The sequence below is a fragment of the Novipirellula caenicola genome (assembly GCF_039545035.1).
GTDB lineage: Bacteria > Planctomycetota > Planctomycetia > Pirellulales > Pirellulaceae > Novipirellula > Novipirellula caenicola.
On the sequence record NZ_BAABRO010000006.1, the window covers coordinates 22,171 to 37,943 of the forward strand.

Genomic DNA, 15,773 nt, shown 5'->3' on the forward strand with positions numbered 1-15,773 from the left:
TGGCGTGCATGATCCCACCACGCTTTCCCACCTCATTGCTACTGTTGTCCGTTTCCTTGTTAATCGCTCCTCGTGTCTGCGCTGCGGACACCCCGGTGCGGTTTAGCAGGGACGTGTTGCCAATTTTGTCGGACCGCTGTTTTCATTGCCACGGCCCTGACGAAGAACACCGCGAAGCCGATCTCAGATTGGACCGTCGTGAATCGGCTGTCGATGAGATTGGGGCGATCGTGCCGATGCAGCCTGATGAAAGCGAGTTGCTTTCGCGGATCATCACTGACGACGAAGATAGGTTGATGCCACCGCCGCAGTCGCATCGTAAACCGCTGAGCCAATCGGAGATCGAGATTCTGCGACGCTGGATCGCCGAGGGGGCCGAGTGGGGCAGCCACTGGGCGTTTGAGAAACCGGTGCGTCCGGAAGTACCGAAGTCAGAAGCCAATGCAATCGATTTTTTTATTCGCAAACGATTGCAACAAAATAATTTGCGACCGTCGGTTCAGGCCGACCGGCGGACTCTGATTCGCCGTGTCACCTTGGATTTGACCGGATTGCCGCCAACGCCCGAGCAGGTCGAGGCGTTTGTTGCTGACGATTCACCCGCTGCCTACGAAAACTTGGTCGACCGTTTGTTGCAGTCGCCGCACTATGGCGAGCGGATGGCGTGGCCATGGCTCGACGCGGCTCGTTATGCCGACACCAGCGGTTACCAAGGCGATCCGGTGCGTTCGATGTGGCCTTGGCGTGATTGGGTGGTCAACGCGCTGAACGACAACATGCCGTTTGATGAATTCACGATTCAGCAAATTGCGGGCGACTTGCTTCCGAATCGCACTCCGGAACAGCAGCTTGCGTCTGGGTTCAATCGCAATCACATGCATAATGGCGAAGGAGGCCGAATCGCCGAAGAAACGCGCGTCGATAATGTCTTTGACCGCACCGAAACGACGGGCACGGTTTGGTTGGGGCTGACGCTGCAGTGTGCTCGTTGTCACGACCACAAATTCGATCCGACCTCCAACGTGGACTACTTTGCCTTTACCGATTTCTTCAACCAAACCTCCGAAGAAGGGCGTATCGTCGGTGGACTGGCTGTTCCACCGGCAATGGACTATGTGCCCGCCGAAACACGCAGCGAACTTGAACAACAGCAGCGTCGCATCGATCAGTTGACGGCGCAGTTGCTAGAACCGTCCCACCAAGCAGACGCGGCCCAAGTCGCTTGGGAATTGCCTTGGAACGAAGCGAGTTTGACGAAGGATTCGCCGCAGTGGCATCCGCTCGATGCAACGCAGTCGCGTTCGACCGGCGGGGCCACGATCACGAAACGAGATGATTTTTCGTTGCATGTGACTGGCGAACGTCCTGAGAAGGATGTCTATGAAATCACGTTTGCTCCCCGAATGGACCGCATCAGCGGTATCCGGTTGGATGCGTTGGTGGATCCAACGTCGCCAGGAAAAGGAACGGGACGAGACGAAAATGGCAACTTTGTGTTGAGCGAAATCGAAGTTGCGACGCGTCCCGCGGATCTCGCTGACGCTAAAGGCACGCCGATCAAATTGGCACGTGCGAAAGCCGATTTTTCTCAAAGCGGACTTCCCGTTAGCGAGGCGATTGACGGTAAAAGCGGAAAGGATAACGGTTGGTCTGTTAGCGGACACACAAAGAAAGAACCGCGTTGGGCGGAGTTCTTTTTCGATCAACCCGTCAAACTCGGCGACACGACCGTGTTGAGTATCACGCTTCGTTTTGAATCGCAGCACACGCACCACACGCTGGCTCGGTTCCGTTTGAGCGCGACCGACATCAAGCAGCCCGAGGGAGATGACGCCAAAGTCGCCGAGATCTTGCTAAAGAATCCCTCACAACGAAGCGATGCGGATCGAGCGGCACTGCGAGAACATTTTCGCATGTATCACTGGGAACCGACGAATGAAATCGCTCGCAAACTGACCGCGGCTCGCCGCCAGCTTTCCCAACTGCAGTCCAAGTCAAAACCCGTGCCAGTGATGGTGATGGACACGCGAGAGAAACCTCGCGAAACCTTTGTTTTAGTCAAAGGAATCTATAACGATGTGACGGATCATAAAGTCGTTGCCAACGTCCCGAGCATGTTGCCGCCATTGCCCGAGAAAGCGGACGGCACGCCGCCGACACGACTCGATCTCGCCCGCTGGATCGTATCGCCCGAAAACCCACTGACAGCTCGTGTGACCGTGAACCGCTATTGGCAGACTTTTTTTGGCCGCGGGATTGTTTCGACGATGGACGATTTTGGTTTGCAGGGGACGCAGCCGACGCACCCCGATTTGCTGGATTGGTTAGCGGTTGAATTTGTCGAGTCCGGCTGGGACGTCAAGAAGATGCATCGCTTGATCGTGACCAGCGATACGTATCGACAATCCGCCCAGGTGACGTCCGAGTTGCTAGAGCAGGACCCCGAGAACATCCTGCTTTCACGGGCACCACGTTATCGCATGCCATCGTGGATGATTCGCGATCATGCATTGGCGGCAAGCGGGTTATTGAATCCGACGCGGGGCGGACCGCCCGTCAAACCGTACCAACCCGACGGGATTTGGGCCGAGGCGACGTTTGGCAAAATTCGTTATCAAGCCGATACGGGCGAGAAACTGTATCGCCGCTCGTTGTACACATTTTGGCGTCGCATCGTAGGGCCGACGGTGTTCTTTGATTCGGCCAAACGACAAACATGCGAAGTCAAGATGAACTTGACCAACACCCCGCTACATGCGCTGACGACATTAAACGACGTTACCTACGTCGAGGCGGCTCGCGTGTTGGCAGAACGAATCATCAACGAACACGAACGCAAAAGCGATCGGATGACCGCGGCGTTCGTCAAGCTGACCTCACGACCACCCACTTCGGCGGAACTCGAACTGCTAACAAAACGTGTGGATGCCTACGTCGACGAATTTCGTAAGACTCCGGATAAAGCCGCCGAGCTATTGGCGATCGGCGACAAACCGCGAGACACGTCGCTGGACCCGGCCGAACACGCGGCCTACACCACCTTGTGCAACACGCTGATGAATCTCGACGAAGTATTGGTGAAACTATGAATCCAATCCATGAACATGCCGCGCTGCTCACCCGCCGTCATCTGTTAGGGAAAATGGGATTGGGGGTTGGGGCGGCCGCACTGAGCACGCTGATCGGTGGCAAGGCCCAAGCGGCGCTGCCGGATCCGGCGGCACCAACGCTACCGAATTTTCCTGCCAAAGCGAAACGGGTGATTTATCTGTTCCAAAACGGCGGTCCGTCGCACGTCGATTTGTTTGATTACAAGCCAAAGCTGCGCGAGCTTGCCGGAAAGGGGTTGCCTGATGAATTGACCGAAGGCAAACGATTTAGCACGATGACCGCGAGTCAGGAAAAAGCGTTCTTGCCCGAGATCACGAAGTTTGCTCGTCATGGCGAATGCGGCAAATGGGTAGCCGATAACTTTCTGCCGCGTACCGCCGAAATCGTTGACGATGTCTGTTTTGTCCAATCGATGAGGACGACGCAGGTAAATCATGCGCCGGCGATCACTTACTTTTTGACCGGTTCCGAACTGCCCGGCAAACCGAGCATGGGAGCTTGGTTGACCTATGGACTCGGCAGCGAGACCGAGAATCTGCCCGCCTTTACGGTGATGACCAGCCGTGATCGGCAAGCTTCGTGTGGTCAAATTTTCTACGATTTCTATTGGGGTAACGGTTTTTTGCCCAGCAAGTATCAAGGCGTCAAGTTTCGCGGTGCCGGCGACCCGGTACTGTATCTTTCCAATCCCGATGGGATCACTCGCTCGACACGGCGTACCCAATTGGATGATTTGGCGGCGCTAAATCAAATGAACTTGGATCGACTTGGTGACCCCGAGATTGCCGCTCGGATCGCGCAGTATGAAATGGCGTACAAGATGCAATCGTCGGTGCCTGAGTTGACCGACATGCGTGATGAACCGGCACATGTGCTGGAGATGTACGGACCGCAAGTTCACGAGAAAGGAAGCTTTGCCTACAACTGTTTGATGGCGCGTCGGTTGGCAGAGCGTGGTTGCCGGTTCATCCAACTGATGCACGCCGGTTGGGATCAACACACCAATTTGGACACGCAGCTCGAAATCCAATGCCAAGACACCGATGCGCCCTCGGCAGCGTTGGTCAAGGATCTGCAGCAACGCGGGCTGCTCGAAGACACGTTGGTGATTTGGGGGGGCGAGTTCGGACGGACTCCGTTCCAGCAAAACCGGCCGGGTGCCAATCGTGGCCGCGACCATCATCCCTATGCCTTCTCGCTGTGGATGGCAGGGGGCGGCATCAAACGAGGGTTCACGTACGGCGAGTCGGATGAGTTTGGATTCAACGTCGCCGACAACCCGGTCGAAGTGAACGACTTGCAAGCAACGATTTTGCATCTGCTGGGGATCGACCACGCCCGTTTCACACACCGCTTCCAAGGGCTGGACCAGCGATTGACGGGCGTCGAAGAAGCACGTGTGGTTCACGATCTATTGGCATAAGCCCGGGCCGAGCTCGATCGTCCTCCTTAAAAAACGGACACCGTGAACTCTATGCACTTTCGCTGGCTTCGCGATCTTTGTGTCGCGAAATCGGTTACAATGGGCGTCCGCTTCTACACCCTCCTACCTGATTCGGAGCCCTCCGTGAAAGTCTCATTTCCACTGGTACGATTCCAAGTGCCGCTACTGTTTGTTGCGATTGGCTTCGTGGTTTGTGGTTCGTCCGCGTTGGTCGCTGGCGATCCCACCCATCATCGTGTTCTCGACGCCGACGTCCGCCCTGATGACGTGCGGCTGAGCGAGCCGAAGGATCTGAATGGATATTTTCCGTTTGAGGTACCTGAATCGAAAGAAGCGTGGCAGCAGCGTCGGGCGGAATTGAAGCAACGGGTATTGGTGGCGACCGGTTTGTTCCCGATGCCCGAGAAAACGCCTCTTAACGCAGTGATTCACGGCAAAGTCGAGCGTGACGGTTTCACAGTTGAAAAGGTCTACTTTGAAAGTTTGCCGGGACATTTTGTTTCGGGACTATTGTTTCGGCCTGAGGGCGAAGTGACCCAAAAGCGGCCTGCAGTCTTGTCGCCTCACGGTCACGGAGGGCGACAATACGACTACGGCGAAGCCAAGATGGACGAACTGATCAAATCGGGTGCCGAGCTGCATCGCGAATCGGGGCGTTTTCCTAAACTGGCTCGCTGCGCTCAACTTGCACGAATGGGCTGCGTCACGTTTATTTTTGACATGCTCGGCTACGTCGACAGTCAACAAATTTCGAAAGATCGTGCGCATGGGTATGCCAAGCACGACGCGGAATTAGAAGGCCGTGAAAACTATGGATTTTACTCCGCTCAAGCCGAAGGACGGCTGCACAGCATTCTTGGTTTGCAAACGTGGAACTGTATCCGATCGCTTGATTTTTTGGAGAGTCTAGAGGATGTCGATCCGGCCCGTTTGGCGGTCACCGGTGGCAGCGGCGGCGGAACGCAGACGATTTTGATGGGAGCGATTGATGATCGGCACATCGTGGGTTTTCCCAATGGCATGGTGTCGACCAGCATGCAGGGAGGCTGTACCTGCGAGAACTGCAGCCTGCTTCGCATCGGTACCGGCAACGTCGAACTTGCCGCCTTGTTCGCCCCGCGTCCGCAAGCGATGACGGCGGCCAACGATTGGACCAAAGAGATGATGACGAAAGGTTATCCGCAACTTCGTGAGCTGTATGCAATGCTCGGTGTCGCCGAGGACGTGTACTGCGAACCGATGTTGCAATTTCCTCACAATTACAACGCGGTCTCTCGCAGTGTGATGTATTCGTGGATGAACAAATATCTTGACCTCGGATTAGAGGAACCGATCCAAGAACTTGATTGGAAACCGCTAACACCCGAGGAGTACACCGTATGGAACGACAGCCACCCGGCACCCAAAGGCGGTGACGTTTACGAACGCAAATTGCTTCAGCAGTTAAACGAGCGAGATCTCGCCGTGTTGTCAAACCATTCGCCCACGGGGGATCGTGAAACGCAGTCCTACCTCGCCACGGTCCGCTCGGCATGGCAGACCTTGATCGGACGAGAGCTGCCCAAGGCTTCGGAAATCAAGCGAACCAAGGTCTGGAAAGAACCACGCGAACAGTACATCGAATTTGGCGATCTGATCACGCTGACCGACAAAGGCGAACAATTGCCCGTCGTTTCGGTCTACCCCAAGTCGGACAAATGGAACAAGCAAGTCGTGTTGTGGGTCGATGGCCAGGGCAAATCGGGAATGTTTCCCGGTGGCAAGCCCGATCCTGGTTTGCTGAAGTTGGTCGAGGCAGGTTTTGCGGTGGTCGCCGCCGATTTGTATGGACAGGGCGAATTCACAAGCGAGTCGGATTCGCTAACCGAGAATCCGACGGTCAAGAATCCGCGTCCGTTTGCGGGATACACCTACGGTTACAACGACACCGTGTTTGCACGCCGCGTTCACGACATCCTAAGTGTCACGGCATGGATTCGTAACGACGATCACGAACCCAAATCGCTTCATGTGCTGGGTGTCAACGGAGGCGGCCCGCTGGTTGCCGCGGCTCGAGTGATTGCCGGAGCGAAGATGGATCGCGTTGCAATCGACACCGAGGGGTTTCGGTTTGAAATGCTCAATGATTGGCGTCACGTGAATTTTCTGCCAGGAGCGATCAAGTATGGCGACCTGCCCACGTTGTTGGCTTTGTCGGCACCGAACTCGCTGTGGATCGGCGGCGAGAAATCGATTCCTGCGATCGTGACCACGGCCTTTTACACGCTTGGAAATCCGGACGCGGTAACAATGGGCTCACCGAACGCCGATTCGACCGCGGCCGCCATCGATTGGATCCGGCAATCACGATAGCCGAACATTTATGACGTAGCGAAACTCGCGTAGAGTTTCGGATGTCATCACGATGTAGCTAAACTCGTGTACGGCCTGTTGATTTGATCCAAATGCAATTTGCAGCGGTGAGCCGAATGCCTTAAGGCCAATGCTATCTACTTTGGGGGCGGTGCGGGGGCCCGGCCGCTGACGTGTCGCGGCTCACTAAATCAACAAGCCGCGTGCTGCAAACCAGCCCCGCGCCACCATTTTTGGCCCATTCGATCGAACTCGAGGCCATTCTTCTTTCGCACCGGCGGAACTTAGCATGCAGCCGCTCGGCTGCAGCTGCGGATCTGTAACCACGTGTGGAATCCCCTCGCCACTTGCGGTGTTCTCTATGCGCACAAGTTGGTTGCCGAGTCCGGTGTGGGACTGCAAAACGCGGTTTGGCCCCCCTTTTGCATTTAGGTCACCGCGACCGGAAAACCCTTTCAGCGGTTAGGCCGTCTGGGGGCGAAACGATGCGGTTTTTTCCCGGTTTTTCGGCCTTTTTGTCCTCACCTCCGGGCGTGAAGTCCTTTACCGCAAACGAAAACCGAAGACTGCAACTTTTTGCAGGTTAGTGCTCTTTATTGCAGACCATCGCTTGTTGCCCGCGTTGCACGAAAACGACATGACTGAGAGAAACGGAAACGCTGGCGATCACCAGCATGTGGTTTCCTAAGGCCATGAACGTTGGCAACTAAATCGGGCGACGCTCCACTCGGAAACCATCCACTACAAATCATCAACCTTATGAAAATCTCAGCGTTTCGCACCATCATCCTTGGGGTGTCTTTTCTTGTATTGCTTCCTGCTTGCAACAAGCTCAGCGATCTCAAGAACCAGTACTACGTATCACACGCCGAAGCGTTTCCAAGCGAGGGCTTAGCGTCGCACGCGGAGCATCGTGTTGGCGAGCCGGGTTCCCACAAGGATCAAAACCACCAAGTTGATCATCATGATGGCCATCAAGACGAACACCGAAGTGAACACCATGGAGCACACAAGATCGTGGTCACCACTCCGGTTGCCAAGGACGTGGTGAGTACCCAGCAGTTCGTTTGCCAAATTCATTCGTGGCGTCACATCGAAGTTTGTGCGTTGGAAGGTGGGTATCTCGAGACCATTGCGGTCCAGGAAGGGCAGCGGGTGAAGCAGGGTGATTTGCTATTCAAAATCCTTCCGACGCTGTACGAAGCCCGATTGGAATCGGATATGGCCGAAGCTCAACTGGCACAAATTGAACTGCAAAACACAGAGAGATTGTTTGAACAAAACATTGTCGCCCAGCCCGAAGTCGCATTGGCCAAAGCAAAGTTGGCAAAGGCCCAAGCGAAGGTCAATTTGGCACAGGCAGAGTTGAACTTCACCACGTTACGAGCACCATTTGATGGCATCGTCGACAAGCAACACGAACAACAGGGCAGTCTAATCGAGGAAGGCGACGTGCTGACCACGCTGTCGGACAACAGCACGATGTGGGCGTATTTCAACGTGCCTGAAGCTCGCTACCTGCAATACGAAGCCAGCCCGGACAAAGACAATGTCAAGGTCGAGCTTGTCTTGGCTGACGGCAACAAGTTTCCTCATGCGGGAACGATCGGCGCGATCGAAGCCGACTTCAATAACGAGACAGGCAATATCGCGTTCCGAGGCGACTTTCCCAACCCCCAACACTTGTTGCGGCATGGTCAAACCGGCACCGTGTTGCTCAGCCGTGTCGTCGCCAATGCGATTGTCATCCCTCAGCGAGCCACCTTCGAGATTCTTGCTAAGAAGTATGCGTTTGTTGTTGGCGACGATGGGGTTGCTCAACAACGCGAGATTGTCGTTCAGAGCGAACAGGACGACATTTATCTGATCAAGGATGGACTCGACGTCAACGAAAAGATTGTGCTCGAAGGGATCCGACAAGTCCGTGACGGCGAGCACGTGCAGTATGAGTTTCAAGCTGCTGAGGACGTTCTTCGCAGTCTGAAATACCACGCCGAATAGTCGTTTCGACCGCTCGATAGCGGAAGCCGTCAACGGCTTGTTGATTTAATCCAAATGCAAATCGAAATGGTGAGCCGTGTGGCGTCAGGCACCGGGGCGTGCGTGGGACCCAGCCGCTGACGCGTCGCGGCTCAGTACATCAACAAACCGTCAACGACGTTCGTTCCGCGGACATATGCCCCCGAAACTCTTGGCAAGTTTTCGCTCCGGAATGCCTCACAGCGTTGGCCAATATGCTTAACGAGCATTCACCTACCGGTTCCCGCCTGCCCTGCTTACGATCAAAAGTCCAAAACCAACTCAGTTTCATCTAGACCTATGTTTGCAAGAATTCTGCATCGTCCCGCACTGGCCATCGTCATCTCGCTGCTGATCCTGTTTATGGGCGGGTTGTCGATCGTTTCACTGCCAATTTCTCAGTTCCCCTCAGTCGCGCCACCAAGCGTGGTGGTCTCGGTGTCGTTTCCGGGCTCGAGCGCAAAAATCTTGGTCGATTCGACTTTGGTGATCCTAGAACAAGCGATCAACGGCGTTCAGGACATGCGGTACATGATCTCTGATGCAACCAGTGCTGGCGAGGCAACGATCCAGATTGTTTTCGAACCTGGGACGGATCCCAACGTGGCGGTCATGAACGTGAACAATCGGATCCAAGCGGTGAAGAACAACCTTCCGCCGATCGTGGATCGCGAAGGCATCATCGTCATGCAGAACATGTCCAGCATGCTGATGTACGTGAATGTGTTCAGCAAAGACAAAAACGTCGACCAAAATTTTCTCTACAACTACGCTTCCGTCAACGTGTTGCCCGAGATCAAGCGGATCCAGGGGATTGGCAGTGCGACGATCCTTGGCAACCGTGCCTATGCGATGCGGATCGAGCTCAATTTAGAACGATTGCGTGCTTATAACGTATCGGCCAAGGAAGTGATGGATGCTTTGGCGGAACAAAGTATCATCGGTTCGCCAGGACGTCTCGGCCAAGCGACCGGGAAAACCTCGCAGACGTTGGAGTACGTATTGACTTGGGTGGGACGCTACGACAAGCCTGAGCAATATGGGGACATCATTCTAAAGTCCAACGCGGAAGGTGAAATCCTGAGGATCAAAGACGTTGCGACGGTCGAACTCGGTTCGTCATTCTACGATTTGTACTCGGACATCGACGGCGACCCATCGGCCGCCATCGTGCTCAAGCAAACGCCTGGTTCGAACGCCAGCGAAGTTATCGATAAGGTCAAAGAGAAGCTAGAAGAGATCAAAGAGGCACAGTTCCCTCCGGGAATGGACTATTCAGTCACCTATGACGTTTCCAACTTCTTGGATGCGTCGATCGAAAAGGTACTTCACACGCTGCTTGAGGCTTTTGTGTTAGTTTCGCTGGTGGTTTATTTGTTTCTCGGTGATTTTCGCAGCACGTTGATCCCCACACTGGCCGTTCCCGTGTCGTTGATCGGAGCGTTCTTTTTCATGTTGATGTTCGGCATGTCGATCAACCTAATCACGCTCTTTGCATTGGTGTTGGCGATCGGTGTCGTGGTGGACGATGCGATTGTCGTGGTCGAAGCAGTACACGAAAAAATGCACACCAAACATGTGGGGCCGTATCAGGCGACCCAAGAGGTGATGCATGAAATCAGCGGCGCGATCATCGCGATCACGATGGTCATGACCGCCGTGTTTATTCCAGTGACCTTCATGACCGGACCAGTTGGCGTTTTCTATCGCCAATTCGGACTCACGATGGCGATGTCGATTGTGCTATCGGGGTTAGTGGCTCTGACGCTCACACCGGTGCTATGTGCGATGATTCTGAAACCTATCAATCCGAACAAAAAGAAGAGCCGTAGTCCGCTCGCCATTTTTTTGCGGGTGATCGACTCGGCAATCGTGAAGCTGACCGGAGGCTATGCCTGGATCTTGCGTGGTCTCGTCACGAAGCGACTGCTAACCATGCTCGTGATCATGGCGTTTAGTGTCGGTATCTTTCTGGTCAACACCGTGCTTCCCACCGGCTTTATTCCGCTTGAGGACCAAGGGATGATTTATGGGATTATCCAAACGCCGCCGGGATCAACACTTGAGTACACCAATAGCAAGTCGCACGAATTGGCCGAGATCTGCAAAAGCTTTGACGAGGTTACTTCGGTTTCGTCGATCGCTGGTTACGAAGTTCTGACTCAAGGGCGGGGATCCAACGCAGGGACATGCTTGATCAATTTGAAGCCCTGGGAAGAACGCAAACTTACTTCGAAGCAGTTGATCGAGGAACTTGAAGAAAAAGGTCGTGAGATTGCCAATGTGCATCTGGAGTTCTATGAACCACCGGCGGTTCCCGGCTTTGGTGCGGCGGGCGGTTTCTCTTTGAACTTGTTAGACAAAACAAACAGTGGCGACTACCAACAGATGGGCGAAGTGACGGAAACCTTCATGGAAGCCCTGGGGAAACGCAAAGAGTTGAAAGGTCTGTTCACGTTCTTTGCGAACAACTATCCGCAGTATGAAATTGTCATCGACAACGATGTGGCGATGCAAAAGGGAGTTTCGATCGCCGATGCGATGGAGAATCTTTCCATCGTTGTCGGCAGCACGTGGGAGCAAGGTTTTGTCCGGTTTGGCCAATTCTATAAGGTCTATGTTCAATCGGCGCCCGAGTTTCGTCGGTATCCCGAGGATCTAGAGAATTTATTCGTCCAGAACGATAAAGGCGAGAATGTTCCCTACTCAGCATTCATGAAACTCAAGAAAATGCAGGGCCTGAATGAAATCAGCCGTTACAACTTGTACACGACCGCGGCGATCCAAGGAGCACCGGCTGAAGGTTACAGTACTGGGCAAGCTATTGCGGCGATCCAAGAAGTGGCCGCAGAGGTGTTGCCACGCGGTTACGACATCGATTGGCAAGGCCTTTCTTATGACGAGGCCAAAAAAGGGAACACTGCTTTCTATATTTTCTTGGTCGTCGTGATGTTTGTGTATCTCGTTTTGGTGGGGCAATACGAAAGCTTTCTGTTGCCGTTGGCGGTGATCATTTCCCTGCCGGTGGGGCTGTTCGGTTCCTTTGCGTTACTCAAAGCAATGGGCTTAGCTAACGACGTCTACGCACAAATTGGGTTGGTCATGTTGGTCGGTCTACTGGGCAAGAATGCGATTCTGATCATCGAGTTCGCGGTGCAGCGGCGGCATGATGGATTGTCGCTAAAGGACGCGGCCATCGAAGGTGGAAAGCTGCGGTTCCGGCCGATTCTGATGACCTCGTTCGCGTTCATTGCCGGTTTGATCCCGTTGGTCCGTGCCACTGGCCCTGGGGCGATCGGAAACCGCACGATCGGTACGACGGCGGTCGGCGGCATGCTGGTGGGGACGGTGATTGGCGTGTTGTTGATTCCCGGACTCTATTACATCTTTGGCAAGTTGGCCGACGGTAAAAAACTGCTGCAAGACGAAACCGATGAACCCCTCAGCGAGCGATTCGAACACGAAGCTTAAATGCGGCATAATCGCCAAACTCGATGCCTCCTGTGCAATCGGACGCCGACGGTGAAGGCCATCGGCAACAAATGCCGATTGGCTGCAAGAAATTGCAGATCCATGTCACTTTTATGCGAGGATTTGCGAGGTTTAGTCGCATAACCGATAAAGGCCGTCGGACGCATCGGTCGAAAGTAGAAGCAGTGGCGATCGCTCGCAGTTTGCGGCAGGTTTTGCCATCGAGGCCAGGCCCCGGTCAACGTTAGACGTCGACGGAACCGAGCGTTAAAGGGACCGCTTTTATCCAGCATCCCGAGCGCAAAGTGGTTGTTGCTTGACCGAGATCTGAAACGCTTGAAAATGTTCAAAAGGTAGCGTGTTTCGTCCATATGGATGTGGTCAGACAATGCGAGCTGAAGATCGTGGCTCAGAACGTCAAGGAGTAGACGGATGAACCTGTTGAAAAATGTCCCGCATACGAAGCTAAAGAACGTCGCCATATCGACGGCGGTTGTGACCAGCTTTCTAGTGGTGTTACCGTCGTGTTCTGTCCCGCCGCTCCGCCGAGCCCAACCGGGACCGATGATGCCAGAAAACTACAATCTAAATACCCAGTGGATCCATGGAGCTTCTGCTGAGGCTCCAGATGCTGCGGATCCGGATGTTGTTAGCGCGAGTGATGCGACTTCACCGCCGGATAACCTTGTCGACGCGGATGATTCCTCAAGCGAATCGAAGAGCCTGTTGGGATCATTCAAATTGGCAAGCTTTGTCAAGCCAGCCACTGCACTGGAGTTGAATGAAGCCGATGACTCAGCGGTTAACACGAGTCCGGTGAAGGACCAGGCTTACTATTTGAGTGATCTGCCGGGCGGATCTGGGGTTGGACCCAACCCGATGGAGATCGGCTACGATGCCGTGGAGATCGGAATATCCAATTGGGAAAACTCGTCACAGGTCCCTCGCTTTGAATTCTTTAACGATCCCTACCTGACCGGTCTGATCCACCAAGCGTTGACGGGCAACCAGGAACTGAAGATTCTGAACGAAGAGATCCGGATCGCATCGAACGAGGTTCAGGCTCGAAGCGGTGAGTACCTTCCCTTCGTCACGCTTGGCGGCGGTGCCGGTGTTGAAAAGTCCAGTGCCTATTCGCGAGAAGGGGCGGTCGAAGAACATCTTGATGCTCGCGGCAAATCGTTTCCTGATCCGCTGCCCGATTTCTTGGTTGCGACCAACGTGTCGTGGGAGATCGACATCTGGCGTAAACTACGCAATGCGAGAGACGCGGCTTGTCTACGCTATCTCGGATCAGTCGACGGACGGAATTACATCGTCACCCGTATGGTCGCCGAGGTGGCTGAGAACTATTTCGAGCTGTTGGCTCTCGACAACCAATTGCTGACACTCGACAAGACGATCGAGATTCAACAAAGAAGTCTCGAGACCTCGCAACAGATGAAGGATGCCGGCCGCGGCACCGAATTGGCCGTCCAGCGATTCTTGGCCGAAGTGCAAAAGAATGAAAGCGAAAAACTGATCATTCAGCAGCGGATCGTCGAAGCCGAAAACCGCATCAACTTTCTGCTCGGTCGCTACCCCCAACCCGTCCAGCGATCCTCGGTGGAATACATCGACTTGAACCTCCACTCGCTCAGCGCCGGGGTGCCAGCCCAATTGCTGCGTAACCGCTCGGACATCCGGCAAGCCGAACGTGAAGTGGCAGCAGCCGGGTTGGATGTGAAAGTCGCAAGAGCTCGCTTCTATCCTTCGCTGAACCTTAGTGCAGGGGTTGGCTACCGAGCCTTCGATGCCGGGTATTTGTTCTCGACGCCGGAATCCTTGATTTACAATGTCGCCGGAGACTTGGTCGCTCCGTTGATCAACAAGAAGGCGATCAAGGCGGCCTATCGCAGTGCGAATGCTCAGCAACTGCAAGCGGTGTACGACTACCAACGCACCGTGTTAAATGCGTATACCGAAGTGGTTAATCAGCTGACTAAAGTGGACAACTACGCCAAGAGCATCGAGATCAAAAAACAACAACTCGAGTCGTTGGAAGCATCGGTCGACAGCGCAACTAAGTTGTTTCAGAATGCTCGCGCCGAATACATGGAGGTGCTGTTGGCTCAGCGTGACATGATGGAGGCCAAAATGGTCTTGATCGAAACCAAGCAAGAGCAATTGGCGGCCACGGTCAACGCGTATCAAGCCCTCGGCGGGGGCGGTGCGGTGACAGGGATGAATTAGCCGATGCCCATCGCAGGGCAATCTTGTAGCTACGCTCGCCAGAGCGTGGATGGTTGCTGTCGGTTGCGAATTACCACCTTCTGGCGAAGGTCGCTACCCGAGAATGCTTTACCGCGTCCACGTCAGACGCAATAAAAACAAAATGCGTCGTCATCCTTGGCGACGCGTTTTTTCTTTTCCGTTCTTTGCTATTGATAAACCCGTACGTAGTCGACCAACATCTTTGCCGGAAATGGAGTGGAATCATTTGGGGGGCCAAGGAAATTGCCTCCGACCGCGACGTTCAATAGCAAGTGAAATTCTTGGTCAAACGGCGCCGGGAATTCACCTCCGGTGCTGCTCCATTTGGTTTGCGTTTGGTATTTCTTGCCATCGATTAGCCAATCGATTTGGCCCGCTTTCCAAACGACAGAAAAGGTGTGGAAATCGTCGGCGAAAGTGCCGCTCTGCAGTTTGTACTTGTCGCCGCTGTATGCATTGCGTGGCCAAGCATCGCCGTAGTGCAACGTGCCTAAGACTTGATCGGGCTCTTGTCCTTTCATTTCCATGATGTCGATCTCACCGCTGGCAGCCCATCCGCCGTAGGCGTCGTCGGTGGGCAGCATCCAAATCGCCGACCAAATTCCGGCTCCCTCGGGAAGTTTGGCTCGCACATCGATGCGGCCGTATTTCCAATCGCCGCGATGTTTGGTCCGCACGCGTCCCGATGAATACTCACGCTCGGTACCGCTGATTCCCGCGTTGTCTTTGCGAGCTTCGATTACCAGATGGCCATCTTCGACGCGGACGTTTTCCGAACGGTCAGTGTAAATTTGCAGCTCGCTATTGCCGCCTCCAAACGCGTTGACTTCGACTCCCCACTTGCAATAGTCCAGTGAGTCGCCATCGAATTCGTCTTGCCACACCAGCTTCATCGCGGGATCGGCCGCCGTGGTGGTTTTGTCCTGTGCAACCAGCGGACTCGCCGTAAAACCAATCCATCCCATGCAAAGGGCGACACACAATAGCCGATGGATGGCCGAGGCTTGCGGAACGTGTCTGCCGAAGCACGCGGGAATCCGTGACAGATGGATTGAGTGTTGCTGAATTGCCAGGTAAGAGATTTGTGAATTCATGTTTTCACTTTCGTTGTGGGGATTAGAAA

General features: G+C 54.3%; 7 protein-coding genes. 6 read left to right on the plus strand and 1 reads right to left on the minus strand.

Translation table 11 applies throughout. The features are described from left to right. Positions 1 to 8 precede the first annotated feature (8 nt). The 6 genes from ABEA92_RS13950 to ABEA92_RS13975 all read left to right on the plus strand — a co-directional run bounded on the left by ABEA92_RS13950 (position 9) and on the right by ABEA92_RS13975 (position 14,629). Entirely contained in the window at positions 9 to 3,089 is a 3,081-nt protein-coding gene (locus ABEA92_RS13950) for a PSD1 and planctomycete cytochrome C domain-containing protein (RefSeq protein ID WP_345684455.1), read from the plus strand. Beyond that, on the plus strand, positions 3,086 to 4,534 hold the full coding sequence (locus tag ABEA92_RS13955) for a DUF1501 domain-containing protein (RefSeq protein WP_345684456.1): 1,449 nt from the start codon (positions 3,086 to 3,088) through the stop codon (positions 4,532 to 4,534). Before ABEA92_RS13950 ends, ABEA92_RS13955 begins: the two co-directional genes overlap by 4 nt. A 144-nt stretch (positions 4,535 to 4,678) precedes the next feature. Beyond that, complete coding sequence (locus ABEA92_RS13960; RefSeq protein ID WP_345684457.1) at positions 4,679 to 6,907, plus strand: acetylxylan esterase family protein; 2,229 nt, start codon at positions 4,679 to 4,681, stop codon at positions 6,905 to 6,907. Positions 6,908 to 7,666: 759 nt separating this feature from the next. Beyond that, the gene (locus ABEA92_RS13965; protein ID WP_345684458.1) at positions 7,667 to 8,908 is read left to right on the plus strand and encodes an efflux RND transporter periplasmic adaptor subunit; all 1,242 of its coding nucleotides are present in this window, start codon (positions 7,667 to 7,669) and stop codon (positions 8,906 to 8,908) included. 318 nt (positions 8,909 to 9,226) lie between these two features. Further along, complete coding sequence (locus tag ABEA92_RS13970) at positions 9,227 to 12,397, plus strand: efflux RND transporter permease subunit (RefSeq protein WP_345684459.1); 3,171 nt, start codon at positions 9,227 to 9,229, stop codon at positions 12,395 to 12,397. Positions 12,398 to 12,829: 432 nt separating this feature from the next. Continuing rightward, the gene (locus tag ABEA92_RS13975) at positions 12,830 to 14,629 is read left to right on the plus strand and encodes a TolC family protein (protein WP_345684460.1); all 1,800 of its coding nucleotides are present in this window, start codon (positions 12,830 to 12,832) and stop codon (positions 14,627 to 14,629) included. Positions 14,630 to 14,817: 188 nt separating this feature from the next. Here ABEA92_RS13975 and ABEA92_RS13980 read toward each other — a convergent pair whose 3' ends face one another. Continuing rightward, positions 14,818 to 15,744, minus strand: coding sequence for a glycoside hydrolase family 16 protein (locus ABEA92_RS13980; protein ID WP_345684461.1), 927 nt, complete (start codon positions 15,742 to 15,744; stop codon positions 14,818 to 14,820). Positions 15,745 to 15,773: the final 29 nt, after the last annotated feature.